Consider the following 24,946-nt stretch of genomic DNA (forward strand, 5'->3'; position numbering starts at 1 on the left):
ATGGACATCGTCATCCTTGCTGTAGTCATCGCCGTGGTCGTGCTCGGCGCGCTCGGCGGGCTCATCGTCGGGAGCCGGCGCAAGAAGCCGCTGCCCCCGCCGCCGCCCGCCGCGCCCGACATCACCGCCCCGCCGGCCGAGCCGCACGTCGGCGAAGAGGCCGAGACGCCGCGGGAGGAACCGCGGCGCACCATCGAGGAGGTTGATCTTCCGGCGGGCGCCGGTCCCGTCGTCATCGAGGAACCGCCCGCCGCCGAGGCTCCCGAGATCGAGATCCCGGAGCCCACCGCCGGCCGTCTGATCCGGCTGCGCGCCCGGCTGTCCCGGTCGCAGAACGCCCTGGGCAAAGGTCTGCTCACCCTGCTGTCCCGCGAGCACCTCGACGAGGACACCTGGGAGGAGATCGAGGACACCCTGCTCACCGCCGACGTCGGCGTCCAGCCCACCCAGGAGCTGGTCGACCGGCTGCGCGAGCGGGTCAAGGTGCTCGGCACCCGCACCCCCGAGGAGCTGCGCGGACTGCTCCGCGAGGAGCTGATCACGCTGGTCGGTCCCCAGATGGACCGCACCGTGCACACGGAGAACCCCAACGGCGGCCCCGGCGTCGTGATGGTCGTCGGCGTCAACGGCACCGGCAAGACCACCACCACCGGCAAGCTCGCCCGCGTCCTGGTCGCCGACGGCAACACCGTCGTCCTCGGCGCCGCGGACACCTTCCGCGCCGCCGCCGCGGACCAGCTCCAGACCTGGGGCGAGCGGGTCGGCGCCCACACCGTGCGCGGCCCGGAGGCCGGCGACCCGGCCTCCGTCGCGTTCGACGCGGTCAAGGAGGGCAAGGAGATGGGCGCCGACGCGGTGCTTATCGACACCGCCGGCCGGCTGCACACCAAGACGGGCCTCATGGACGAGCTCGGCAAGGTCAAGCGGGTCGTCGAGAAGCAGGCCCCGCTGGACGAGGTGCTGCTGGTGCTCGACGCCACCACCGGGCAGAACGGTCTGGTGCAGGCGCGGGTCTTCGCCGAGGTCGTCGACATCACCGGCATCGTGCTCACCAAGCTCGACGGCACCGCCAAGGGCGGCATCGTCATCGCCGTCCAGCGCGAGCTGGGCGTCCCGGTCAAGCTGATCGGTCTCGGCGAGGGCGCGGACGACCTCGCGCCGTTCGAGCCCGAGGCCTTCGTGGACGCCCTGCTGGGGGAGTGACACCCCCGGAGCCGTCCGGCCCCGTACGCGAGGAAGCGCCCGCCCCCGGAAACGGTCGGGGGACGGGCGCTTCGCCGTACCGGAAGGGGGTCAGGAGCCCGAGCGGTGCGCCACGTACGCCAGCGTGCCGAGCAGCAGCCGCGCCTCCGGCGGCCGGGAGGCGGAGTCCAGGGCGGGGGAGCGCAGCCAGCGCACCGGGCCGAGGCCGGCGCGGTCCGACGGCGGTGCCGTGATGTGCGTACCGCGTCCCAGGCCGCGCAGGTCGAGGGCGTCCGGGTCGTCCCAGCCCATGCGGTACAGCAGATCGGGCAGGGCGGCCGCGGCGCCCGGGGCGACGAGGAACTGGGCGCGGCCGTCCGGGGTGGCGGCGACCGGCCCGACCGGGAGGCCCATCCGCTCCAGCCGCGCCAGGGCGTGACGCCCGGCGGGCTCCGCCACCTCGATCACGTCGAACGCCCGCCCGACGGGCAGCATCACCGAGGCGCCCGGGAACTCCGACCAGAGCGCCGTCACCTCGTTCAGCGGCGCGCCCGCGCGGATCACCGGCGCGTGCTCCAGGGGGTGGGCGCCCGGCGCCCGGCAGCCCGAGCGGCCGCAGGAGCAGGACCCGGCGACGGCGCGGACGCCCGGCACCACGTCCCAGCCCCACAGTCCCGTGTACTCCGCCACGACCGTGCCGTCCGAGGAACGGCCGCGCCGCCGCGAGCCGGACCGGATGTCACGGATGCCCCGACTGATGCCGATCGTGAAGCCCATGCCCCCTCCAACGGGTCCGGCGCGCTGGTGGTTACGTAGCGGACGCAGCGTGTGACTCTCTGTTTCCGGCTTCCCGGTGCGACCCGCGCCAACCGGCGCCTTGTTGCGCGCGGGGTGGTGCGATGGACGTCGCGCGCCCCTGAGCGCACCGCTGCATCCGCTCTTGTCTGTCCTGTGTCAAGTCAATCGCGGGACGGCGACGGTGCGTTCATTCGAAGGGGTGGCGAATGGTGGCGATTGAGGTTCCGTCATGGTGAGGCGGGTGATCATAGGGTTACTGTGTGTGCACGGTTCGGACGGGGCACATGCAGGCGTGGGTATGCCGGAGGCAAGTCGGCTTTCCGTTCGCGGGGTGGCAATCGCCGGACGGGCGGCCCCAACTACCGGCATTCTGATAGGGCTTGGCGCACTCAGCGACAAGTGGTTCTCAGGGATGGGGGCGTTCCAGTGGGCGGCAACGGCGGTGGCGGGACGAGTTCTGCGAGTGCGGAGAAGCGCCCGAACGAGCTGCTCACCTCGTGGTTCGCCCGCAGCGGCTGGTCCAAGGGCGAACTCGCCCGTCAAGTGAACCGCAGAGCACGCCAGTTGGGCGCCAACCACATCTCCACCGACACCTCCCGCGTCCGCCGCTGGCTGGACGGGGAGAACCCGCGCGAGCCGATCCCGCGCATCCTCTCCGAGCTGTTCTCCGAGCGTTTCGGTGTCGTCGTCTCCGTGGAGGACCTGGGCCTGCGCACCACCCGCCCGGCACCCTCCGCGACCGGCGTCGACCTCCCCTGGACGGGCCCGCAGACCGTGGCCCTGCTCAGCGAGTTCTCGCGCAGCGACCTGATGCTGGCGCGGCGCGGCTTCCTCGGGAGCTCGCTGGCCCTCTCCGCGGGCCCGTCCCTCATCGAGCCCATGCAGCGCTGGCTCGTCCCCTCGCCGTCCGGCCCGCTCGCCAGGCCCGAGCCGGACGTCGCCCCCTCCTCGGCGCGCGCCCGCGGCCGGCTGTCCAAGCCGGAGCTGGACCTGCTGGAGACCACTACCGTGATGTTCCGGCAGTGGGACGCCCAGTGCGGCGGCGGACTGCGCCGCAAGGCCGTCGTCGGCCAGCTCCACGAGGTCACCGACCTGCTCCAGGAGCCCCAGCCGGAGGCCACCACCAAGCGGCTGTTCAAGGTCGCCGCCGAGCTCGCCGAGCTGGCCGGCTGGATGTCGTACGACGTGGGGCTGCAGCCCACCGCGCAGAAGTACTTCGTGCTCGCCCTGCACGCCGCCAAGGAGGCCGGCGACCGGCCGCTCGGCTCCTACGTGCTCTCCAACATGAGCCGGCAGATGATCCACCTCGGCCGGCCCGAGGACGCCCTGGAGCTCATCCACCTCGCCCAGTACGGCAGCCGCGACTGCGCCGGCCCCCGCGTCCAGTCCATGCTGTATGCGATGGAGGCCCGCGCCTACGCCAACATGGGCCAGCCCGGCCGCTGCAAGCGCGCCGTCCGCATGGCCGAGGACACCTTCGCCGAGGCCGACGAGTGGGACGAGCCGGACCCCGACTGGATCCGCTTCTTCTCCGAGGCCGAGCTGTACGCGGAGAACAGCCACTCCTTCCGCGACCTCGCCTATGTCGCGGGCCGCAGCCCCACGTACGCCTCGCTCGCCGAGCCGCTGATGAAGCGGGCCGTGGAGCTGTTCGGCCGGGAAGGCGGCGAGCACCAGCGCTCCTACGCCCTCAACCTGATCGGCATGGCCACGGTCCATCTGCTCCAGCGCGAGCCCGAGCAGAGCACGGTTCTCGCCACCGAGGCCATCAAGGCGGCCAAGAAGGTCCGCTCCGAGCGCGTCAACACTCGTATCCGAAAGACCGTCGACACCGCCGTACGCGACTTCGGTGAGCTCGCCCAGGTCGTCGAGCTCACCGAGCGGCTCGCGGCCGAGCTGCCCGAGACCGCCCAGGCGGTCTGACCCACCGAGGAACCCTGGACCCCGGCCGCGGCCGGCCCTCCCGAACTGCCCGACTCGGCTCCCCCATGCCAGTCATTCGGAAGGCCGGCCGCGGCCGGTCGTGTGTCTCCCCGGCCGCGGCTCACCGCCGTACACCGAAGATTGCGCCACGATAACGATCGGCGCTCCCCGGATCCGGCGGTTCACCGACCCGTAACACTCCGGGTGCCTTCGTCACGGCGGCGAAACAACGAGGGGCTTCCACCGAAACGGCGCTGCGCCAATCTCATGGCGCATAACCGGCCCACCCCTCAATCCGCTCAAGGCTTCGCCCGCACGGGGCCGTACCAACGACGAGGAGACGCCGATGGCACAAGCCATCACCCTGGCAGCAGACGCGCCCACGCTGTCCGCCGCCAACACAGGGTTCATGCTCATCTGTTCCGCCCTGGTGATGCTCATGACCCCCGGTCTGGCCTTCTTCTACGGAGGCATGGTCCGGGTCAAGAGCACCCTGAACATGCTGATGATGAGCTTCATCAGCCTGGGCATCGTCACCATCCTGTGGGTGCTCTACGGGTTCTCCGTCGCGTTCGGCGACGACAAGGGCAGCCTCGTCGGCTGGAACTCCGACTGGGTGGGGCTGAGCGACATCGGCTTGACGGAGCTGTGGGACGGCTACACCATCCCCGTGTTCGTCTTCCTGGTCTTCCAGCTGATGTTCGCCGTCCTCACGCCCGCGCTGATCAGCGGTGCCCTCGCGGACCGTGTGAAGTTCACCGCGTGGGCCCTGTTCGTCGCCCTGTGGGTCACCGTCGTCTACTTCCCGGTGGCCCACTGGGTCTGGGGATCCGGCGGCTGGGCCTTCGAGCTCGGCGTCATCGACTTCGCCGGCGGTACCGCGGTCCACATCAACGCCGGTGCGGCCGCCCTCGGTGTCATCCTCGTCATCGGCAAGCGCATCGGATTCAAGAAGGACCCGATGCGTCCGCACAGCCTCCCGCTGGTCATGCTCGGCGCCGGTCTGCTGTGGTTCGGCTGGTTCGGATTCAACGCCGGCTCGTGGCTGGGCAACGACGACGGCGTCGGCGCGCTGATGTTCGTCAACACCCAGGTCGCCACCGGCGCCGCGGTCCTCGGCTGGCTCGCCTACGAGAAGATCCGCCACGGCGCGTTCACCACGCTGGGCGCCGCCTCCGGCGCGGTCTCCGGCCTGGTCGCCATCACCCCGGCGGGCGGCGCGGTCTCCCCGCTCGGCGCCATCGCGGTCGGCCTCATCGCGGGTGTGCTGTGCGCCATGGCCGTCGGCCTCAAGTACAAGCTCGGCTACGACGACTCCCTCGACGTCGTCGGCGTCCACCTCGTAGGCGGCATCATCGGCTCCCTGCTCATCGGCTTCTTCGCCACCGGCAAGGGCCAGTCCGACGTCGCGGGCCTCTTCTACGGCGGCGGCCTCGACCAGTTCTGGAAGCAGTGCGCCGGTGTCTTCGGCGTCCTCGCCTACTCCCTGGTCGCCTCCGCGGTCCTGGCCCTCCTGATCCACAAGACCATCGGTATGCGAGTCTCCGAGGACGAGGAGGTGGCCGGCATCGACCAGGCCGAGCACGCCGAGACCGCATACGACTTCAGCGGCGCGGGCGGCGGCGCGGCCCGTACGCCGGCCAGCAGCCCCGCCGCCCCGGCCGAGAGCAAGAAGGTGGACGCATGAAGCTCATCACCGCCGTCGTCAAGCCGCACCGGCTCGACGAGATCAAGGAGGCCCTCCAGGCCTTCGGAGTCCACGGTCTGACCGTCACCGAGGCCAGCGGCTACGGCCGCCAGCGCGGCCACACCGAGGTCTACCGCGGCGCCGAGTACACGGTCGACCTGGTGCCCAAGGTCCGCATCGAGGTCCTGGTCGAGGACGACGACGCCGAACAGATCGTCGACGTCGTGGTCAAGGCCGCCCGCACCGGCAAGATCGGCGACGGCAAGGTGTGGACCATCCCCGTCGAGACGGCCGTACGGGTCCGGACCGGCGAGCGCGGCCCGGACGCGCTCTGACAGCAGACCGACCGAACAGGAGTCGCCGGGTGACGAGGACGGACATGCACGGCCAGGCAGAGAACTCGGGACCCGGCGGCTACGCGGCGGCCCGGCTGCGCCTTCTCAACGAGAAGGCGCGGTCCGGGCCGCCGCGCCGTTCCGCGCTCGCCGGTCTCACCGACGATTGGCTCGCCGGACTCTTCGCGGCCGGCGCCCCCGGAGCGCGCGGGGTGTCCCTCGTCGCCGTCGGCGGCTACGGACGCGCGGAACTCTCCCCGCGCAGCGACCTCGACCTGCTGCTGCTCCACGACGGCAGCGCCACCGGCGCCGTCTCCGCGCTCGCCGACCGCCTCTGGTACCCGGTCTGGGACCTCGGCCTCGCCCTCGACCACTCCGTCCGCACCCCGGCGGAGGCCCGCAGGACCGCGGGGGAGGACCTCAAGGTCCAGCTCGGCCTGCTGGACGCCCGGCACATCGCCGGCGACCTCGGCCTCACCACCGCCCTGCGCACCACCGTCCTCGCCGACTGGCGCAACCAGGCCCCCAAGCGGCTGCCCGCCCTGCGGGAGCTGTGCGAGGAGCGCGCCGCACGCCAGGGCGAACTGCAGTACCTCCTGGAACCCGACCTCAAGGAGGCCCGCGGCGGACTGCGCGACGTCACCGCCCTGCGCGCGGTGGCCGCCTCCTGGCTCGCCGACGCCCCCCGCGAAGGACTCGCCGAGGCCCGCTCCGGCCTCCTCGACGTACGCGACGCCCTGCACCTGACCACGGGACGCGCCACCGACCGGCTCGCCCTCCAGGAACAGGACCAGGTCGCCGCCGAACTCGGCCTGCTCGACGCCGACGCCCTGCTCCGCCAGGTCTACGAGGCCGCCCGGGTCATCGCCTACGCGGGCGACGTCACCTGGCGCGAGGTCGGCCGCGTCCTGCGCTCCCGGTCCGTACGGCCCCGGCTGCGCGCCATGCTGGGCGGAGGCAAGCCCGCGCCCGAGCGGTCCCCGCTCGCCGAGGGCGTCGTGGAGCAGGACGGCGAAGTGGTGCTCGCCCGCGCCGCGCGCCCCGACCGCGACCCCGTGCTCCCGCTCCGCGCCGCGGCCGCCGCCGCCCAGGCCGGCCTCCCCCTCAACCTGCACGCCGTACGCCGCATGGCCGCCGGCGCCCGCGCCCTCCCCTCGCCCTGGCCCGCCGAGGCACGCCAGCAGCTCCTCACCCTGCTGGGCTCCGGCCGGCCCACCGTCGACGTCTGGGAGGCGCTGGAGGCCGAGGGCCTGATCAGCCTGCTGCTCCCCGACTGGGACCGGGTGCGCTGCCGCCCGCAGCGCAACGCCGTCCACCTGTGGACCGTCGACCGGCACCTCATCGAGACCGCCGTGCGCGCCTCCGCGTTCACCCGCCGGGTCAGCCGTCCCGACCTGCTGCTCATCGCCGCCCTGCTGCACGACATCGGCAAGGGCTGGCCCGGCGACCACTCGGTCGCAGGGGAGGTCATCGCCCGGGACGTGGCCGCCCGCATCGGCTTCGACCCCGCCGACGTCACCGTGGTCGCCACCCTCGTACGCCACCACCTGCTGCTCGTGGAGACCGCCACCCGGCGCGACCTCGACGACCCCGCCACCGTGCGGTCCGTCGCCGAGGCCGTCGGCTCCCCGGGCACGCTGGAGCTGCTGCACGCCCTCACCGAGGCGGACGCCCTCGCCACCGGACCGGCCGCCTGGTCCTCCTGGCGCGCCGCACTGGTCGCCGACCTGGTCAAGCGGGTCTCCGCCGTGCTGGCGGGCCAGACTCCGCCCGACCCCGAGGAGGCCCTGCCCACCGCGCAGCACGAGCGGCTCGCCCTGGAGGCCGTCGCCACCGGCGCCCCCGTGCTGTCCCTGCGGGCGCAGACGGAGCCGGCCGCCGAGCCCTCCGACGACCCGGAACCGCTCGGCGTGGAGCTGCTGATCGCCGTGCCCGAGCAGGCGGGCGTGCTGCCCGCGGTGGCCGGCGTGCTCGCCATGCACCGGCTGACCGTGCGCACGGCCGAACTGCGCTCGCTGGATCTCCCGGACGGCGTCGACGGCTCCGTGCTGCTGCTGGACTGGCGGGTCGCCGCCGAGTACGGCTCGCTGCCGCAGGCCGCCCGGCTCCGCGCCGACCTGGTCCGTGCCCTGGACGGCAGCCTGGACATCTCCGCCCGCCTCGCCGAACGGGACGCCGCGTACCCGAGGCGCCGCGGGGTGGTCGCCCCGCCCCCGCGGGTGACGGTCGCCCCGGCCGCCTCCCGGCACGCCACGGTGATCGAGGTGCGCGCGCAGGACGCGCCGGGCCTGCTGTTCCGCATCGGGCGGGCGCTGGAGGACGCGGCGGTACGGGTGCGGAGTGCGCATGTGAGCACCTTGGGCGCGAACGCGGTGGACGCCTTTTACGTGACGCAGGAGCAGGGTGTGCCTTTGCCGGGTGAAGAGGCGGTGGCTGTGGCACGGAAGCTGGAGGAGGCACTGCGGGCGTGACCACCTCCGTGCCGCACGGAAGCGTGCGCGGCACGGGCCTCGCCCCCGGCAGCCGGCCACGGCAGGCGGGGGCGATTTGCTTGCGGGGCCGGATACCCTGGAGGGCAGCCCAGTTCCGCCCCCGACCTCGAGGACCGACGCCACCGTGTTCGATACCCTCTCCGACCGCCTCAGCGCGACTTTCAAAAACCTCCGCGGCAAAGGCAGGTTGTCCGAGGCGGACATCGACGCCACGGCGCGTGAGATCCGCATCGCCCTCCTCGAGGCCGACGTGGCCCTGCCCGTCGTCCGCTCGTTCATCAAGAACGTCAAGGAGCGTGCGCTCGGCGCGGAGGTCTCCAAGGCGCTGAACCCTGCCCAGCAGGTTCTCAAGATCGTCAACGACGAGCTCGTCCAGATCCTCGGCGGCGAGACCCGCCGCCTGCGCTTCGCCAAGCAGCCCCCGACCGTGATCATGCTCGCGGGTCTGCAGGGCGCCGGCAAGACCACCCTCGCGGGCAAGCTCGGCAAGTGGCTCAAGGACCAGGGCCACTCCCCGCTGCTGGTCGCCGCCGACCTCCAGCGCCCCAACGCCGTCAACCAGCTCAGCGTGGTCGCCGAGCGGGCCGGCGTCGCCGTCTACGCGCCCGAGCCGGGCAACGGCGTCGGCGACCCGGTGAAGGTCGCCAAGGACTCCATCGACCACGCCCGCGCCAAGGTCCACGACATCGTGATCGTGGACACCGCCGGCCGCCTGGGCATCGACCAGGAGATGATGCAGCAGGCCGCGGACATCAGGGACGCCGTCAGCCCTGACGAGATCCTGTTCGTCGTCGACGCCATGATCGGCCAGGACGCCGTCAACACCGCCGAGGCCTTCCGCGACGGCGTCGGCTTCGACGGCGTGGTGCTGTCCAAGCTCGACGGTGACGCCCGCGGTGGCGCCGCCCTGTCGATCCGGCAGGTCACCGGCAAGCCGATCATGTTCGCGTCCAACGGTGAGAAGCTCGACGACTTCGACGCCTTCCACCCGGACCGGATGGCCTCCCGCATCCTCGACATGGGTGACCTGCTCACCCTGATCGAGCAGGCGGAGAAGACGTTCAGCCAGGAAGAGGCCGAGCGGATGGCCTCCAAGCTGGCGTCGAAGAAGGGCCAGGACTTCACCCTGGACGACTTCCTCGCCCAGATGGAGCAGGTCCGCAAGATGGGCTCCATCTCCAAGCTGCTCGGCATGCTCCCGGGCATGGGCCAGATCAAGGACCAGATCAACAACCTCGACGAGCGGGACGTCGACCGCACCGCCGCGATCATCAAGTCGATGACGCCCGGCGAGCGTCAGGACCCGACGATCATCAACGGTTCGCGCCGCGCCCGTATCGCCAAGGGTTCCGGTGTCGAGGTCAGCGCGGTGAAGAACCTGGTCGAGCGGTTCTTCGAGGCGCGGAAGATGATGTCCCGCATGGCGCAGGGCGGCGGCATGCCGGGGATGCCCGGGATGCCGGGCATGGGCGGCGGTCCCGGCCGCGGCAAGAAGAAGCAGAAGCAGGCCAAGGGCAAGCAGCGCTCCGGCAACCCGATGAAGCGCAAGCAGCAGGAGCAGGAGGAGGCCGCGCGCCGCGCGGCGGCGGCCCAGGGCGGAGGCGCCTTCGGTCTGCCCCAGCAGGGCGGCAAGGACTTCGAGCTGCCCGACGAGTTCAAGAAGTTCATGGGCTGAGACCCGCGCACGAACGCCGCAGGGGCGCTCTCCTCGTAGGAGGAGGCGCCCCTGCGGCGTTCCGCGTGCCGTGCGTGTCAGGGCACGCGCGCGACGAGATAGCGGAACACGTTCGGCATCCACACGGTGCCGTCCGCGCGCTGGTAGGGGTGGAGGGCCTCGGTCAGCTCCTTGTCGACCTGCACCTGGTCGGTGGCGGCGATCGCCGGGTCGAACAGACCCGTCGACTTCAGGCCCCGTACGGCGCTGTCGGCGTCCGCGTAGCCGAAGGGGCAGGCCACCCGTCCGGAGCCGTCGGGCCGCAGTCCCGCGCGCTCGGCGACCCGCTCCAGGTCGTCGCGCTCGGTGGGGCGCCAGGCGTCCGCGCCGCGCAGCGGTTCCGCCAGCTTGGCGGCGACCCGCAGCACCGTCGCGGTGGTGCAGCGCTCCGGCGGGCCCCAGCCGGCCAGCACCACGGCCGCCCCGTGCCCGGCCAGCGGCAGCGCCTCGGCGAGCAGTTCGCCCAGTCCCTCCGCGTCGCCGGAGAGGCACCCGATCGGTTCGAAGGCGGTCACCACGGTGTACCCGGCGGCGTCGGCGGGGACGGCCTCGGCGGGGGAGCCCCGCACGATCCGGGCGCCGGTGTGCGGGGTGGTGTCCCGCTCGTCCGGCAGCAGCCGCTCCCGGGCGAGGGCCAGCCGGTCGGACGAGGTGTCCACACCGGTGATCGCCGCGCCGCGGGAGGCCGCCATCAGCAGGGCCAGCCCGGAGCCGCAGCCGAGGCCCAGCAGCCGGGTCGCCGGGCCCACGTCGAGTCGCTCGTACACCGCCTCGTAGAGCGGTACGAGCATCCGTTCCTGGATCTCGGACCAGTCACGCGCGCGTGCCCGCAGGTCCACGCGCGGGGCCGCCCCCGTGCGTGACGGGTGCTGCCGCACGAGCGTAGGTGTCATAGGTAAGCGCCCCAATCAGCCGAGAGTTGCCGCAGTGCCCGTTGTCCTGGCCCCCGTGCAGTGCGCCCGCACATCCCCCGTATGCCAGGTAACTCCGCCCTCGACGTGTCGTCCAGTGGAAGGGGACGGCCGTTTGGTAGTTGCTCGTGCCAGTGGCAAGAATTCACGTTCCGGTAATCGGGGGCCGTACGGTCCGCCATGGGGGAGACGTCCGCGGAACGGTTCCGGCCATCGGCGGCGAGGGCTCCGGGGGCGGGGGAGGGCCGGTTCGCGGTGCCGGGGGCGGACCCGGTAGGTTCTGCCGTCACGGCGTTCCGGGTGAACCGGACGCCGCTTCCCGCCACGAGGGCGGCCGAAAGGGCTCTTGCGCGTCCGTGGGGCGCACGCGCACCGGCGCGTGCAGACCGGATACACGCGGGGGCGTACGTCAGCCTACGCACCACCTTGCGGTGAGCTGCGTGGCTTCTCCGCAGATCAGCGCACCCGTGGTCGTCAGGGCGCATCAGTGGCAACTGACGGGTACGTGCAAATTATTTGGGATGCCCCGGAATCGGAACACAGAGGCACCCAGGCTCGTTGTCATTACGTGAGCACGACACAGACACCACCTGTTCTCGCCGCAGAGCTGGCACAGGCGTGGGCCGACATTCAGCGGTACCACCCCGAACTGCCCGATCTTGCCGCGCCCGAGTCCCTGATCGGGGAGTCGTCGTCCGCGTGCGGGCACGAACTCTCCTTCGAGCGACTGCTGCACGAGGCAGTCCACGGCATCGCCGCCGCGCGCGGCGTGCGCGACACGTCCCGAGCCGGGCGGTACCACAACCGCAGGTTCCTGGCCATCGCCGAGGAGCTGGGCCTGGACCACCCCGAGGAGCCGCACCCGAGCAGCGGCTTCTCGCTGGTCACGCTCACCCCCGAGGCGAAGCGCCGGTACCGCCCGACGACGGAGCGTCTCCAGCGCGCCCTCAAGGCCCACACCGCGGCGACGGCGGGCGACACCGCCCGCAGCTTCCGCGGTCCGGCCGCGCGGCACGGCTCGTCCGGCGGCGGGGTGCGCGTGAAGGCGGTCTGCGACTGCGGCCGCAACGTGCGCGTCGTCCCGTCCGTGCTGGCGCAGGCGCCCATCGTCTGCGGCGGCTGCGGAAAGCCGTTCCGGATCCCGGAAGTCGTCGCGGCGAGCTGAGTCCCCGGCACCTCGTGGGTGCCGGGGCCCCAGCCCCCGCCGGCCATCGGGCGCACCCGACGCCAGAAGCACCATGCGCCGGGTGCCGCTTCGTCGTGCCCACGTGCCCTCACCCCGGAACCGTCCGGCCCCTCGGGGTGTGGCACAATGGCTAGCTGTACTCGACAGCCGCACAGGACCCCTCTCTCCTCCGGCTGACGCGTCCATCGGGCACTCGGGTACCGCAACCCCACGCGGCCTTCCCGCCGTGCCCAACCACGTCAAATCCAGGAGAACCCACTCCCGTGGCAGTCAAGATCAAGCTGAAGCGTCTGGGCAAGATCCGTTCGCCTCACTACCGCATCGTCGTCGCCGACTCCCGTACCCGCCGTGACGGCCGGGCCATCGAGGAGATCGGCAAGTACCACCCGACGTACAACCCGTCGGTGATCGAGGTCGACGCCGATCGCGTGGCGTACTGGCTCTCCGTCGGCGCCCAGCCGACCGAGCCCGTGCTCGCCATCCTGAAGAAGACCGGCGACTGGCAGAAGTTCAAGGGCGAGCCCGCCCCGGCGCCTCTGCTGCAGCAGCCCGAGAAGCCCGCCCGCCCGTCCTTCGAGGCGATCGGCGGCGACGACGAGGGCAAGGGTGAGGCCATCACCCAGAAGAAGAAGGCTGAGAAGAAGGACGAGGCCGCCGCTGAGTCCGCGTCGACCGAGGCCTGAGCATGCTCGAGGAGGCTCTCGAGCACCTCGTGAAGGGCATCGTCGACAACCCTGACGATGTGCAGGTGGCCTCGCGCAACCTGCGCCGCGGTCGCGTGCTCGAGGTCCGGGTCCACCCGGACGACCTCGGCAAGGTGATCGGCCGCAACGGCCGCACCGCACGCGCTCTGCGCACCGTCGTGGGCGCCATCGGCGGCCGCGGTGTCCGTGTCGACCTCGTCGACGTGGACCACGTCCGCTGACGCCGTAAGCAGCACCGGCTCGGGCCGGGGAGGGCCACTGGGCCGTCCCCGGCCCGCAGTCGTATGACAGGAGAACCAACACAGTGCAGCTGGTAGTCGCGCGTATCGGCCGCGCCCACGGCATCAAGGGCGAGGTCACCGTCGAGGTCCGCACCGACGAGCCGGAGCTGAGGCTCGGCCCCGGCGCCGTGCTGGCCACCGACCCGGCCTCCGCCGGGCCGCTGACCATCGCGAGCGGCCGGGTCCACAGCGGCCGCCTGCTGCTCCGCTTCGAGGGCGTCCACGACCGCACCGGCGCCGAGGCGCTGCGCAACACCCTGCTGATCGCCGACGTCGACCCCGAGGAACTGCCCGAGGGTGAGGACGAGTACTACGACCATCAGCTGATCGACCTGGACGTCGTCACCAAGGACGGCGAGGAGGTCGGCCGGATCACCGAGATCTCCCATCTGCCCACCCAGGACCTCTTCGTCGTCGAGCGCCCGGACGGCACCGAGGTGTACGTGCCGTTCGTCGAGGAGATCGTCACGGAGATCGACCTGGAGGAGCAGCGCGCGGTCATCGACCCGCCGCCCGGCCTGATCGACGACCGTGCCGAGGTCGCCTCGTCCCGGGACGCCGCGGAGACCGGGGACGACGCCTGATGCGGCTCGACGTCGTCACGATCTTCCCCGAGTACCTCGACCCGCTGAACGTCTCCCTGGTTGGCAAGGCCCGCGCCCGCGGACAGCTCGGCGTGCACGTCCACGACCTGCGCGACTGGACGTACGACCGGCACAACACCGTCGACGACACCCCGTACGGCGGCGGTCCCGGCATGGTCATGAAGACCGAGCCCTGGGGGGACGCGCTGGACTCGGTCCTGGCGGACGGCTACGAGGGCGGCTGCGGCGAGCCTGCCCTGATCGTCCCCACCCCGAGCGGCCGCCCCTTCACCCAGGAACTCGCCGTCCACCTCTCCGAGCGGCCCTGGCTGATCTTCACCCCGGCCCGCTACGAGGGCATCGACCGCCGCGTCGTCGACGAGTACGCCACGCGCATGCCGGTGTACGAGGTGTCCATCGGCGACTACGTCCTGGCCGGCGGCGAGGCCGCGGTCCTGGTGATCACCGAGGCGGTGGCGCGGCTGCTCCCGGGCGTCCTCGGCAACGCCGAGTCGCACCGCGACGACTCCTTCGCCCCCGGCGCCATGGCCGGCCTGCTGGAGGGCCCCGTCTACACCAAGCCGCCGTCCTGGCGCGGCCGGGAGATCCCGGACGTGCTGCTCAGCGGCCACCACGGGAAGATCGCCCGCTGGCGGCGCGACGAGGCGCTGCGGCGGACCACCGTGCACCGCCCCGACCTCGTCGAGCGCTGTGATCCCAAGGCCTTCGACAAGAAGGACCGGGAGATGCTGTCCATCCTCGGCTGGGAACCGGACCCCGAAGGGGAGTCGTACGGCCGATTTTGGCGCAGGACCGGCGGCGTGGAAGAATAGGCCGCTGTTGTGCGCCGTCCGGCGAGCGCCCCTGCCGCAGGGGGACACGACGCCGCCCCGACCGCACAGCCCAGATCCGAAACCCAAGTGCCGTTGATGACCTGCGGCATCAGCGAAGAAAGCAGACGACATGTCTCACCTGCTCGACTCCGTCGACACCGCGTCGCTCCGCAGCGACGTCCCGGACTTCCGTCCCGGCGACACCGTCAACGTCCACGTGCGCGTCATCGAGGGCAACCGCTCCCGTGTGCAGCAGTTCAAGGGCGTGGTGATCCGCCGCCAGGGTTCCGGCGTGCGCGAGACCTTCACGGTCCGCAAGGTCTCCTTCTCCGTCGGCGTCGAGCGCACCTTCCCGGTGCACACCCCGATCGTGGAGAAGATCGAGCTCGTCACCAAGGGTGACGTCCGCCGCGCCAAGCTGTACTACCTCCGTGAGCTCCGCGGCAAGGCCGCGAAGATCAAGGAGAAGCGCGAGAACTGAGCGCTTTACCGGCGTCACATCGCGGCCGGATAGCATCTGGCCCCGATGGACACCGAAGCACAGCCGACGGAGCGCGACCGCTCCCTCCCCCCGGACCCCGAGGACTCCTCGGGCGCGCCGGGGCCGGAGGGGCGGTCGCGTTCCGCGTTGGCGTCGCGCTTCACGGACTGGCTGCCCGGCGGGCGGATCACCCTGACCCTGCTGCTCTGCCTGCTGTTCCTGCTGGCGGTCAACACGTTCGTGGCGCGCCCCTTCGAGATCCCGAGCGGATCGATGGAGAAGGGATTGAGGGTCGGGGACCGCGTTCTCGTAAACAAGTTGGCATACACCTTCGGCGACGGGCCGGCCCGCGGCGACGTGATTGTGTTCGACGGCACCGGGTATTTCGGTGACGCCGACTACATCAAACGGGTTGTCGGGGTGGGCGGGGACCATGTCGTCTGCTGTGACGGGGAGGGGAGGATCCGGGTGAACGGCCGGTCGGTCGACGAGTCGGGGTTCCTGTTCCCCGGCGACAGTCCCTCCACGGTGCGGTTCGACGTGGTCGTGCCCGAGGGGCGGCTCTTCGTCCTCGGCGACCACCGCGGCAGCTCCAGCGACTCGCGTGACCGTCTCGGTTCGCCCGGTGGCGGGATGGTGCCGGTCGAGAAGGTCGTCGGGCGCGCGGAGGGCCTCGTGTGGCCGTTCGGCCGCGCCGGCCGCCTGGAGCCGACGGACGCGTACGACAAGGTGCCGGCGGGGGAGGCATCCGCGCCCGCGGCCGCTCCGACGGGAGGCGGCCATGGGTAACCGCGGAAAGCCCCGCGGCGTGCCGGCGAGCGCCGCCGAGAACCTGCTGCCCACCGGGTCACGCCGGGCCGTCTCCCCGGCCTCCGGCCGCACCCGCGCCGAGCGGCGCAAGCTGCAGCGCAAGGTCAAGCGCCGCCGCAGGCGCAGCGCCGTCAAGGAGATCCCCCTCCTCATCGGTGTCGCCGTCCTGATCGCGCTGGTGCTGAAGACGTTCCTCGTCCAGGCGTTCGTCATCCCGTCCGGCTCCATGGAGCAGACGATCCAGATCGGCGACCGCGTCCTGGTCGACAAGCTCACCCCCTGGTTCGGGTCCAAGCCGCAGCGCGGGGACGTCGTCGTGTTCAAGGACCCCGGCGGCTGGCTCCAGGACGAGCGGACCACGGTGAAGAAGGAGGACCCGGTCGGCATCAAGCAGATCAAGGAGGGTCTCACCTTCATCGGCCTGCTGCCGTCGGAGAACGAGAAGGACCTCATCAAGCGGGTCGTGGGGGTCGGCGGCGACCGCGTCCGGTGCTGCGACGCCCAGGGCCGCGTCACCGTCAACGGCGTCCCGCTGAACGAGGACTACCTCTACCCCGGCAACGCCCCCTCGCTGACGCCCTTCGACGTCACCGTGCCCGAGGGCCGCCTGTGGGTGATGGGCGACCACCGCGCGAACTCCGCGGACTCCCGCTCGCACCAGGACACCGACTACGGCGGTACCGTCTCCGAGGACGAGGTGGTGGGCCGCGCCATGGTCATCGCCTGGCCGCTCGGCCACTGGAACACCCTCGACGAGCCCACGACGTACGCCTCCGTGTCCGACTCGGCGCCGGGGTCGATCGCCGGAGCGCCGTCGTCGCATAGGGTTGCCACGGACGATCCCGGCCAACGTGAAGAGATTGTCCAGCTCCCGACCCCTGCGGAACTCCCGCTCGTTATGGGAGTGGTGGGCCTGCGCCGGGCATGGCGCGGGCGGCGGCAGAGAGTGAGGAGTCGGCGTGGGGGATGTGGCGGTAGGCGCACGGTCCGGTCAGGGAGGCGAGGAGCACCGCGGACGTTCCGCGGGTCCGGGCGACCCGGACGCGGGCCACGCCGCGTTCTCCGGGAGTGACGAGCGTGCGGTCGAGGACGGCGGAGTGAACGAGGACGGGACGCGGACCGGCGGCCAGGGGCCGGACGGTCCGGAGCAGGACCGGCCGAAGAAGCAGCAGCGCTCCTTCTGGAAGGAGCTGCCGATCCTCATCGGTATCGCGCTCGTCCTGGCGCTGCTGATCAAGACGTTCCTCGTGCAGGCGTTCTCGATCCCCTCCGACTCGATGCAGAACACCCTCCAGCGGGGTGACCGGGTCCTGGTCGACAAGCTGACCCCGTGGTTCGGCTCCGAGCCCGAGCGCGGCGAGGTCGTCGTCTTCCACGACCCCGACAACTGGCTGGCGGGCGAGCCGACCCCCGACCCGAACGCGCTGCAGAAGGCCCTCAGCTTCATCGGCCTGATGCCGTCCGCGGAGGAGAAGGACCTGATCAAGCGGGTCATCGGCGTCGGCGGCGACACGGTCGAGTGCAAGGGCACCGGCCCGCTGAAGGTCAACGGCAAGGCGCTCAACGAGCCGTACGTCTACCCGGGCAACACCCCGTGCAGCCAGGACGACCAGGGCGGCCAGTTCAAGGTGAAGGTCCCCGAGGGCCACATCTGGGTCATGGGTGACCACCGGCAGAACTCGCGGGACTCCCGCTACAACACGGCCGACAAGAACCAGGGCTTCGTCCCCGTCGACAAGGTCGTCGGCCGTGCCGTGGTCATCGCCTGGCCGATCAACCGCTGGACCAACCTGCCCGTCCCGGACACCTTCGACCAGCCCGGCCTGAACACCCCGGCGCAGAACGCGGCGGCCCTGACGGTCGCGCCGCCCGCGGTCGCGCTGGCCGGCGCGGTGCCGTTCGCGCTGTGGCGGCGCCGTCGCGCCTGACGGCGGGGGCACGGGGAGGGCTTACCCGCCCGGGTACCGCCGGGTAGGGTGCCGCCCATGAGTGGTCAGAGCACGACGCGTACGGTCCCGGGCAGCGGCGGTTTTGGCACGGTACGGACGGGCCGGACCGGTCAGGTGCTGTCCAACGTGGCCGTCGCGCTCGGGCTGGTGCTGTTCCTCGGCGGGTTCGCCTGGGGAGCGGTGGCCTACCGGCCCTACACCGTGCCGACCACCTCGATGGCCCCGACGATCGACGCCGGCGAGCGGGTGCTGGCGGAGCGCGTCGACGGCGGCGAGGTCCGCCGCGGCGACGTCGTCGTCTTCCGGGACGCCACCTGGTCGAACGCGCCCATGGTGAAGCGGGTGGTCGCCGTCGGCGGCGACACCGTCTCCTGCTGCGAGGACGGCAAGCTCACGGTCAACGGCAAGGAGATCGACGAACCGTATCTCCCCGACGACCCGATGGCGCGGTCCGCCGTCTTCCCCGAGGTGACCGTGCCGAAGGGCCGCCTGTTCCTGCTCGGAGACGAGCGCTCCGGGTCGGTCGACTCCACGGCCCATCTGACCGACGCGGCCAGCGGCACCGTCGCGCGTGACGCCGTCCAGGCCCGCGTGGACGCGGTCGTCTGGCCGATGGACGGCATGCTCGCCGAGCCCGCCGGCTTCAAGACCCTCGGCCCGCTCTCCACGCCGGGACCGCTGCCGAGCGTGCTCGCGGCGGTGGTCGGCGGCGCGGTGCTGGTGCTGGCGGGAGCCGCGTACGGGCCGCTGGCCAAGCGGGCGGCCGCCTCCCGGGCCCGGAGCGCCGCGGGGAGCGCCGGTGGCCGCTGAGCCGGCGCCGGCGGCACCGGACACATACACGGGCGGGCTGCGCAGGGTCGCCCGGGTGGTGCTGCTCGACCCTCAGGACCGCATCCTGCTGCTCCACGGCCATGAACCGGACGACCCCGGCACCGACTGGTGGTTCACGCCGGGCGGCGGCGTGGAGGGCGACGAGACCCGTGAACAGGCCGCCCTAAGGGAACTCGCCGAGGAGACCGGCATCACCGACGTCGAACTCGGCCCGGTGCTGTGGCGGCGGCGCTGCTCCTTCCCGTTCGCGGGCCGCCAGTGGGACCAGGACGAGTGGTACTACCTGGCCCGTACGGCGCAGACGGCCACCGCGGCGACGGCCCTGACCGAGCTGGAGAGGCGCAGTGTCGCCGGAGCTCGCTGGTGGACCTGCCCGGAACTGCTCCACGCCCGTGAGACGGTGTATCCGACCAAACTCGCCGGGCTGCTGCGGACACTGCTCGACGAAGGCCCCCCGGCCGCGCCCGTGACCCTGGACACCGAAATCGTCCGGTGACTCCCGGGACTGGCGCACAATGGTGGGATCGCACGGCTGAAGGGGAACATGCCATGAGCGCCGAGGACCTCGAGAAGTACGAGACCGAGATGGAGCTGAAGCTCTACCGGGAGTACCGCGATGTCGTCGGTCTGTTCAAATACGTGATCGAGACCGAGCGGCGCTTCTACCTCACCAACGACTACGAGATGCAGGTGCACTCGGTGCAGGGCGAGGTGTTCTTCGAGGTCTCCATGGCGGACGCCTGGGTCTGGGACATGTACCGGCCCGCCCGCTTCGTGAAGCAGGTACGGGTGCTCACGTTCAAGGACGTGAACATCGAGGAGCTCAACAAGAGCGATCTGGAGCTGCCGGGCGGGTGAGGTTCACCCTCGCGGGTGGCGGGGTTGTCCACAGTCGCCGGGTTGTGCACGTCCCCCGGCGGGGGCCGCGGTGATGCGTGACGGTTGGCGCCGGAGGTGGTGCCGACATGGACGCACGGCAGGACAGGCAGGTACGGGACGGCCAGGGGGCTGCTCAGGGGCGCGCTGCCCGGGGTGAGCCCAGGCGCGGCGGGCGGGCCCGTGGGGCGCTCGGCAGATACGGGGAGACACTGGCCGCGCGGCGGCTCACCCAGGCCGGGATGACGGTGCTGGCGCGCAACTGGCGCTGCGGCAGGACCGGCGAGATCGACATCGTCGCCCGGGACGGCGACGCCCTGGTCGTCTGCGAGGTGAAGACCCGCCGCGCCACGCCCTTCCAGCACCCCATGGCGGCGATCACCCCGGCCAAGGCGAGCCGGCTGCGCGGCCTGGCGGAGCGCTGGCTCCAGGAACACGGGGGAGCACCGCCCGGCGGTGTCCGCATCGACCTGGTCGGCGTGCTGCTCCCCCTGCGCGGCGCTCCCGTCGTCGAGCACGTCAGGGGGGTGGCCTGACATGGGATTCGCCCGTACATGCGCGGTGACCCTCGTCGGCGTCGAGGGCGTGGTCGTCGAGGTGCAGGCCGACCTGGAGCCGGGAGTCGCCGCGTTCACGCTGGTGGGGCTGCCGGACAAGAGCCTCACGGAGAGCCGCGACCGGGTCAGGGCCGCCGTGGTCAACTCCGGCGGCGAGTGGCCGCAGAAGAAGCTCACCGTCGGACTGAGCCCGGCGTCGGTGCCCAAGGCAGGCAGCGGTTTCGACCTGGCCGTGGCCTGTGCGGTCCTCGGCGCCTCGGAGCGGATCGACCCCCGGGTCCTGTCCGACATCGTGATGATCGGCGAGCTGGGGCTGGACGGCCGGGTGCGGCCGGTGCGGGGCATCCTGCCGGCCGTGCTGGCCGCGGCGGACGCGGGCTTCGAGCAGGTGGTGGTACCGAAGTGCGCCGCCGCCGAGGCCGCTTTGGTGCCGGGCGTGTCCGTGCTGGGCGTGCGCAGCCTGCGCCAGCTCATCGCGGTCCTCACCGACGAGCCGGTGCCCGACGAGGAGCCCCTCGAGCCGGAGCGGCCCGATCCGCTGATGGCGGGGCTGCGCGACCTCGGCAGCGGAGGGATCACCGGCATGAGCGGCGGTCCCGGCCGGTGCGACCAGGGGCACGACCTCGCCGACGTCGTGGGCCAGCACGCGGCGCGCACGGCGGTCGAGGTGGCCGCGGCGGGCGGGCACCACCTGTTCCTGGAGGGACCGCCCGGCGCCGGCAAGACGATGCTCGCGGAGCGGATGCCGTCCATCCTGCCCCCGCTGGACCGCCAGGCGTCCCTGGAGGTGACGGCCGTGCACTCGGTGGCGGGCCTGCTGCCGCCGGGCCGTCCGCTGATCGACACCGCCCCCTACTGCGCCCCGCACCACTCGGCCAGCATGCAGGCACTCGTGGGCGGCGGCCCGGGGACGGCACGGCCGGGAGCGGTGTCCCTGTCCCATCGAGGCGTCCTGTTCCTGGACGAGACCCCCGAGTTCAGCAGCAAGGCGCTGGACGCCCTGCGCCAGCCGCTGGAGGCCGGGCACGTGGTCATCGCGCGCAGCGCGGGCGTCGTGCGCTTCCCGGCTCGCTTCCTCATGGTGCTCGCGGCCAACCCGTGCCCCTGCGGCCGGTTCTCGCGCACCGACGAGCGGTGCGAGTGCCCGCCCTCGGCGATCCGCCGCTACCAGGCCCGGCTCTCCGGACCGCTGCTCGACCGGGTCGATCTGCGGATCGAGGTGGACGCCGTCACCCGTGGCGAGCTGACGGCGACGGGCGCCCGGGGCGAGACCACCGCGACGGTCGCCGACCGGGTGCGCTCGGCCCGGGAACGCGCCGCCGCGCGGTTCCACGGCACGCCGTGGCGCCTCAACAGCGACGTCCCGGGGCGGGAGCTGCGCAGCCGCTGGCAGGCCGCGCCGGGCGCCATGGACGAGGCCGAGCGCAGCCTGGAGCGGGGTGTGCTGACCGCGCGGGGGATCGACCGGGTGCTGAGGGTCGCCTGGACCGTCGCCGACCTGGCCGGCCACGACCGCCCCGACGCCGGCGACGTCGCCCTCGCCCTGCAACTGCGCACGGGCGTCCCGCGTGGGGTTCCGATGGCGATCGGAGCGGGGGTATGAGCGGGGCGAGCGGGCCGTACGGCCCGCCGCGGTCCACGGAATCGACGGGATCGACCGACCGGATCGGGCGCGAGGGTCCGGCGGGGCCGAGTGGCTCGGGCGGTTCGCCTGGAAGGGCTGGGCGCGAGGGTCCGCTGGGGCCGAGCGGCTCGGGCGGTGTGCCTGGAGAGGTTGGGCGCGAGGGGCCGCTGCGGCCGGCCGGCTCGGGCGGTTCGCCTGGAGGGGTCGGGCGGGACGGCCCGCCGCGACCCACCGGCCAGGGCGGTCTTCTCGGCCGGATCTTCCTCACCCGCGTCATCGAACCCGGCGACGAGACCGGCGGGCGCTGGGTGCGGGAGCTCGGGGTGGACGGAGTGGTGCGCCGGCTGAGGCAGCGCGGGGAGCCCTTGCCCGGCGCCGGCCGGAAGCGGTGGGCCGGGCTGCTGGCCCGGGCCGAGCGGGCCGACCCGCGCCGGGACCTCGCCGTCGCACAGGAGGCGGGCGTGCGGTTCGTGTGCCCCGGGGACGCGGAGTGGCCCGGTCAGCTCGACGACCTCGGGGACGCCCGCCCGCTCGGCCTGTGGGTGCGGGGCACCGCGGACCTGCGGATGTGGGCGCTGCGCTCGGTCGCTCTCGTCGGCGCCCGCGCCTGCACCGAGTACGGCGCGTTCATGGCCGCCACCCTCGCGGCCGGACTCGCCGAGAAGGGATGGGTCGTCGTCTCCGGCGGCGCCTACGGCATCGACGGCGCCGCCCACCGCGGGGCGCTCGGCGCGTGCGGCGCGACCGTCGCCGTGCTGGCCTGCGGGGTGGACCGTCCCTACCCGCGCGGACACGCAGGACTGATCGGCCGGATCGCGGAGCAGGGTCTCGTGGTCGGCGAGCTGCCGCCGGGCGAGCATCCGACGCCCAGCCGCTTCATCCTCCGCAACCGTGTGATCGCCGCCCTCACCCGGGGCACGGTCGTCGTCGAGGCGGCCCACCGCAGCGGCTCCCTGGTGACCGCCCGCGCCGCCCTCAGGCTGGGACGCCACACGATAGGGGTGCCGGGCCCGGCCACCAGCGGCCTCTCCGCCGGGGTGCACGAACTGCTCCGGCAGGACGCCGTCCTGGTCACCGACGCCGACGAGATCGCCGAACTGGTCGGCGACATGGGCGAGCTCGCCCCCGAGCGCAGGGGACCGGTCCTGCCCCGCGACCTGCTGGACCCGGCGGTCCGTCAGGTCCTCGCCGCGCTGCCGGCCCGTAGGGCGGCCCGCCCCGACGACATTGCCCGCACGGCCCAGACCACCCCGGACGACGCGATCGCGAAACTGTACGAACTCCGGGCACTTGGTTACGTCGAACGACATGGCGACAGCTGGAAGTTGACGCGCCAGGCGATGATCTCCGTCCGGGCCGCTTCCGATGTCCGCTGACACAGCGTGTTCGGCCGTCCGGGGGAACCCCGACACGCCTAGGAAAATACGCCAGTTGGGGTATCCGGGTGATCACACAGAGCGACGGGCGTGCCCCGGCGGGACGGCCCTCGGAACGTATCTGCGTACGGCCCGGCCGCCGTTCTTCGCACACCGCGACGCCGCAGTCACGCTACGCTCACGAGGGCCCAGACACGGACAGCCCAGAACAGACACCGGAACACACACCAGAACAGACATCGGACAGACAACGCACCCAGGCAGTACCAGCCCACGGCAGAACGGCACTAGGCGACGAATGCCCCAGCACACCTCCGGGTCCGACCGGGCGGCGATCCCCCCAGCCGCCCGCGACGGTGGCAGCGTGCGGCCGCCCGCTCCCTCGACGCTCGACGAGCTGTGGCGGTCGTACAAGGCGACGGGGGACGAACGTTTGCGGGAGCAGCTGATCCTGCACTACTCACCGCTGGTGAAGTACGTCGCCGGCCGGGTCAGCGTGGGGCTGCCGCCCAACGTCGAACAGGCGGACTTCGTGTCCTCCGGGGTCTTCGGGCTGATCGACGCGATCGAGAAGTTCGACGTCGACCGCGAGATCAAGTTCGAGACGTACGCGATCACCCGGATCCGCGGCGCGATGATCGACGAACTGCGGGCGCTGGACTGGATCCCCCGCTCGGTGCGGCAGAAGGCGCGCAACGTCGAGCGCGCCTACGCCACCCTCGAGGCGCGGCTGCGACGCACACCGACGGAGAACGAGGTCGCCGCCGAGATGGGCATCACCGTCGGTGAGCTGCACGCGGTGTTCAGCCAGCTCTCGCTCGCCAACGTCGTCGCCCTGGAGGAGCTGCTGCACGTCGGCGACGGCGGCGACCAGCTCAGCTTCATGGACACCCTGGAGGACACCGCCGCCGACAACCCGGTGGAGGTCGCCGAGGACCGGGAGCTGCGCCGCTTCCTGGCGCGGGCCATCAACACCCTGCCCGAGCGGGAGAAGACCGTGGTCACGCTGTACTACTACGAGGGCCTGACCCTGGCCGAGATCGGCAACGTCCTGGGCGTGACCGAGAGCCGGGTCAGCCAGATCCACACCAAGTCCGTGCTCCAGCTGCGCGCCAAGCTGGCGAGTTTCGGCCGCTGACCCCAGCCGGCCGGCCGGACATCCCGGCCGGCCGGACCCTGGCCGCAGTGGGCAGGGCGTCCGTAAAGTGGACGGCGTGCCAAGGATTCGAGCGGCCTCCGTGGCCGAGCACCGGTCGATGCAGCGAGCCGCCCTGCTGGACGCGGCACGCTCCCTGCTGTCCGAGGGCGGTACGGAGGCGCTGACCTTCCCGGCCCTCGCCGAGCGCACGGGCCTCGCCCGGTCGTCCGTGTACGAGTACTTCCGCTCGCGGGCGGCCGTCGTCGAGGAGCTGTGCGAGGCCGACTTCCCCGTCTGGGCGGCCGAGGTCGAGGCGGCGATGGCGGACGCCGAGGGCCCCGAGGGCAAGATCGAGGCGTACGTCCGCAAGCAGCTGGAACTGGTGGGGGACCGGCGGCACCGCGCGGTCGTCGCGATCTCCGCGAGCGAACTCGACGCCGGCGCCCGGGAGAAGATCCGCGCGGCCCACGGCGGACTCATCGCAATGATCGTCGAGGCGCTCGCCGAGCTGGGGCACGCCGAACCGCGTCTGACCGCCATGCTGCTCCAGGGCGTGGTCGATGCCGCCGTGCGCCGTATCGAGCTGGGGGCGGCCGAGCATCCCGACGTGATCGTCCGGGCGGCGGTCTCCCTCGCCCTGGACGGCGTCCGGGGCTGAAACGGCGTCCGGCGCG

25 protein-coding genes are annotated in these 24,946 nt (G+C 72.4%); 23 read left to right on the forward strand and 2 right to left on the reverse strand.

Going from position 1 to position 24,946, the window contains the following annotated elements; genetic code table 11:
* Positions 1 to 1,203, forward strand: coding sequence for a signal recognition particle-docking protein FtsY (gene ftsY, locus ACP7TJ_RS23840; protein ID WP_093763951.1), 1,203 nt, complete (start codon positions 1 to 3; stop codon positions 1,201 to 1,203).
* Between the two features lie 90 nt (positions 1,204 to 1,293).
* Here the strand turns inward: ftsY and ACP7TJ_RS23845 are convergent, their stop codons facing one another.
* The gene (locus tag ACP7TJ_RS23845; protein WP_367560474.1) at positions 1,294 to 1,959 is read right to left on the reverse strand and encodes a bifunctional DNA primase/polymerase; all 666 of its coding nucleotides are present in this window, start codon (positions 1,957 to 1,959) and stop codon (positions 1,294 to 1,296) included.
* A 447-nt stretch (positions 1,960 to 2,406) separates the two neighbouring features.
* Here ACP7TJ_RS23845 and ACP7TJ_RS23850 point away from each other — a divergent pair, with 447 nt between their 5' ends.
* The 5 genes from ACP7TJ_RS23850 to ffh all read left to right on the forward strand — a co-directional run bounded on the left by ACP7TJ_RS23850 (position 2,407) and on the right by ffh (position 10,092).
* The gene (locus ACP7TJ_RS23850; protein WP_093763953.1) at positions 2,407 to 3,903 is read left to right on the forward strand and encodes a transcriptional repressor NsdA; all 1,497 of its coding nucleotides are present in this window, start codon (positions 2,407 to 2,409) and stop codon (positions 3,901 to 3,903) included.
* 346 nt (positions 3,904 to 4,249) lie between these two features.
* The gene (locus ACP7TJ_RS23855; protein ID WP_189912232.1) at positions 4,250 to 5,590 is read left to right on the forward strand and encodes an ammonium transporter; all 1,341 of its coding nucleotides are present in this window, start codon (positions 4,250 to 4,252) and stop codon (positions 5,588 to 5,590) included.
* Positions 5,587 to 5,925, forward strand: coding sequence for a P-II family nitrogen regulator (locus ACP7TJ_RS23860; protein ID WP_093763955.1), 339 nt, complete (start codon positions 5,587 to 5,589; stop codon positions 5,923 to 5,925). Before ACP7TJ_RS23855 ends, ACP7TJ_RS23860 begins: the two co-directional genes overlap by 4 nt.
* A 44-nt stretch (positions 5,926 to 5,969) precedes the next feature.
* Positions 5,970 to 8,396, forward strand: coding sequence for a [protein-PII] uridylyltransferase (locus ACP7TJ_RS23865; RefSeq protein ID WP_387754123.1), 2,427 nt, complete (start codon positions 5,970 to 5,972; stop codon positions 8,394 to 8,396).
* Positions 8,397 to 8,541: 145 nt separating this feature from the next.
* On the forward strand, positions 8,542 to 10,092 hold the full coding sequence (gene ffh / locus ACP7TJ_RS23870) for a signal recognition particle protein (RefSeq protein WP_093763957.1): 1,551 nt from the start codon (positions 8,542 to 8,544) through the stop codon (positions 10,090 to 10,092).
* Between the two features lie 77 nt (positions 10,093 to 10,169).
* Here ffh and ACP7TJ_RS23875 read toward each other — a convergent pair whose 3' ends face one another.
* On the reverse strand, positions 10,170 to 11,024 hold the full coding sequence (locus ACP7TJ_RS23875; protein WP_189912235.1) for a methyltransferase domain-containing protein: 855 nt from the start codon (positions 11,022 to 11,024) through the stop codon (positions 10,170 to 10,172).
* Between the two features lie 586 nt (positions 11,025 to 11,610).
* Here ACP7TJ_RS23875 and ACP7TJ_RS23880 point away from each other — a divergent pair.
* The 17 genes from ACP7TJ_RS23880 to ACP7TJ_RS23960 all read left to right on the forward strand — a co-directional run bounded on the left by ACP7TJ_RS23880 (position 11,611) and on the right by ACP7TJ_RS23960 (position 24,930).
* Positions 11,611 to 12,207, forward strand: coding sequence for a hypothetical protein (locus ACP7TJ_RS23880; protein ID WP_033275912.1), 597 nt, complete (start codon positions 11,611 to 11,613; stop codon positions 12,205 to 12,207).
* Between the two features lie 284 nt (positions 12,208 to 12,491).
* The gene (gene rpsP / locus ACP7TJ_RS23885; RefSeq protein WP_093763959.1) at positions 12,492 to 12,911 is read left to right on the forward strand and encodes a 30S ribosomal protein S16; all 420 of its coding nucleotides are present in this window, start codon (positions 12,492 to 12,494) and stop codon (positions 12,909 to 12,911) included.
* A 2-nt stretch (positions 12,912 to 12,913) separates the two neighbouring features.
* Positions 12,914 to 13,153, forward strand: a complete 240-nt coding sequence (locus tag ACP7TJ_RS23890) for an RNA-binding protein (protein WP_003973401.1) — start codon at positions 12,914 to 12,916, stop codon at positions 13,151 to 13,153.
* 83 nt (positions 13,154 to 13,236) lie between these two features.
* Positions 13,237 to 13,797: a ribosome maturation factor RimM gene (gene rimM, locus ACP7TJ_RS23895; protein ID WP_167740779.1), complete on the forward strand. Its 561-nt coding sequence runs from the start codon at positions 13,237 to 13,239 to the stop codon at positions 13,795 to 13,797.
* A complete protein-coding gene (trmD, locus tag ACP7TJ_RS23900; protein WP_266401077.1) occupies positions 13,797 to 14,630 on the forward strand; it encodes a tRNA (guanosine(37)-N1)-methyltransferase TrmD in 834 nt (277 codons plus the stop codon). Before rimM ends, trmD begins: the two co-directional genes overlap by 1 nt.
* 130 nt (positions 14,631 to 14,760) lie before the next feature.
* On the forward strand, positions 14,761 to 15,111 hold the full coding sequence (gene rplS, locus ACP7TJ_RS23905; protein WP_006130445.1) for a 50S ribosomal protein L19: 351 nt from the start codon (positions 14,761 to 14,763) through the stop codon (positions 15,109 to 15,111).
* A gap of 45 nt (positions 15,112 to 15,156) precedes the next feature.
* Positions 15,157 to 15,900 (forward strand): signal peptidase I, encoded by a 744-nt coding sequence (lepB, locus tag ACP7TJ_RS23910; RefSeq protein ID WP_266401080.1) that lies wholly within the window; start codon positions 15,157 to 15,159, stop codon positions 15,898 to 15,900.
* On the forward strand, positions 15,893 to 16,993 hold the full coding sequence (gene lepB, locus ACP7TJ_RS23915; protein WP_370165039.1) for a signal peptidase I: 1,101 nt from the start codon (positions 15,893 to 15,895) through the stop codon (positions 16,991 to 16,993). Before lepB (ACP7TJ_RS23910) ends, lepB (ACP7TJ_RS23915) begins: the two co-directional genes overlap by 8 nt.
* A complete protein-coding gene (gene lepB / locus ACP7TJ_RS23920) occupies positions 16,881 to 17,849 on the forward strand; it encodes a signal peptidase I (RefSeq protein WP_093763964.1) in 969 nt (322 codons plus the stop codon). The genes lepB (ACP7TJ_RS23915) and lepB (ACP7TJ_RS23920) overlap by 113 nt, the downstream gene beginning before the upstream one ends.
* A 57-nt stretch (positions 17,850 to 17,906) precedes the next feature.
* Complete coding sequence (gene lepB, locus ACP7TJ_RS23925; protein ID WP_427765230.1) at positions 17,907 to 18,680, forward strand: signal peptidase I; 774 nt, start codon at positions 17,907 to 17,909, stop codon at positions 18,678 to 18,680.
* Positions 18,670 to 19,197: an NUDIX hydrolase gene (locus tag ACP7TJ_RS23930; protein WP_390923831.1), complete on the forward strand. Its 528-nt coding sequence runs from the start codon at positions 18,670 to 18,672 to the stop codon at positions 19,195 to 19,197. Before lepB (ACP7TJ_RS23925) ends, ACP7TJ_RS23930 begins: the two co-directional genes overlap by 11 nt.
* A gap of 53 nt (positions 19,198 to 19,250) precedes the next feature.
* On the forward strand, positions 19,251 to 19,559 hold the full coding sequence (locus ACP7TJ_RS23935) for a DUF2469 domain-containing protein (protein ID WP_003965949.1): 309 nt from the start codon (positions 19,251 to 19,253) through the stop codon (positions 19,557 to 19,559).
* A 107-nt stretch (positions 19,560 to 19,666) separates the two neighbouring features.
* Positions 19,667 to 20,113 (forward strand): YraN family protein, encoded by a 447-nt coding sequence (locus tag ACP7TJ_RS23940; RefSeq protein ID WP_208839298.1) that lies wholly within the window; start codon positions 19,667 to 19,669, stop codon positions 20,111 to 20,113.
* Between the two features lies 1 nt (position 20,114).
* Complete coding sequence (locus ACP7TJ_RS23945) at positions 20,115 to 21,737, forward strand: YifB family Mg chelatase-like AAA ATPase (RefSeq protein WP_427765236.1); 1,623 nt, start codon at positions 20,115 to 20,117, stop codon at positions 21,735 to 21,737.
* A gap of 278 nt (positions 21,738 to 22,015) precedes the next feature.
* On the forward strand, positions 22,016 to 23,134 hold the full coding sequence (gene dprA, locus ACP7TJ_RS23950) for a DNA-processing protein DprA (protein WP_266404373.1): 1,119 nt from the start codon (positions 22,016 to 22,018) through the stop codon (positions 23,132 to 23,134).
* Between the two features lie 298 nt (positions 23,135 to 23,432).
* Positions 23,433 to 24,272: an RNA polymerase sigma factor WhiG gene (gene whiG, locus ACP7TJ_RS23955; RefSeq protein WP_093763969.1), complete on the forward strand. Its 840-nt coding sequence runs from the start codon at positions 23,433 to 23,435 to the stop codon at positions 24,270 to 24,272.
* Positions 24,273 to 24,372: 100 nt separating this feature from the next.
* On the forward strand, positions 24,373 to 24,930 hold the full coding sequence (locus ACP7TJ_RS23960; protein WP_093763970.1) for a TetR/AcrR family transcriptional regulator: 558 nt from the start codon (positions 24,373 to 24,375) through the stop codon (positions 24,928 to 24,930).
* Positions 24,931 to 24,946: the final 16 nt, after the last annotated feature.

Source organism: Streptomyces sp. DSM 41931 (genome assembly GCF_050271085.1).
GTDB lineage: Bacteria > Actinomycetota > Actinomycetes > Streptomycetales > Streptomycetaceae > Streptomyces > Streptomyces albogriseolus.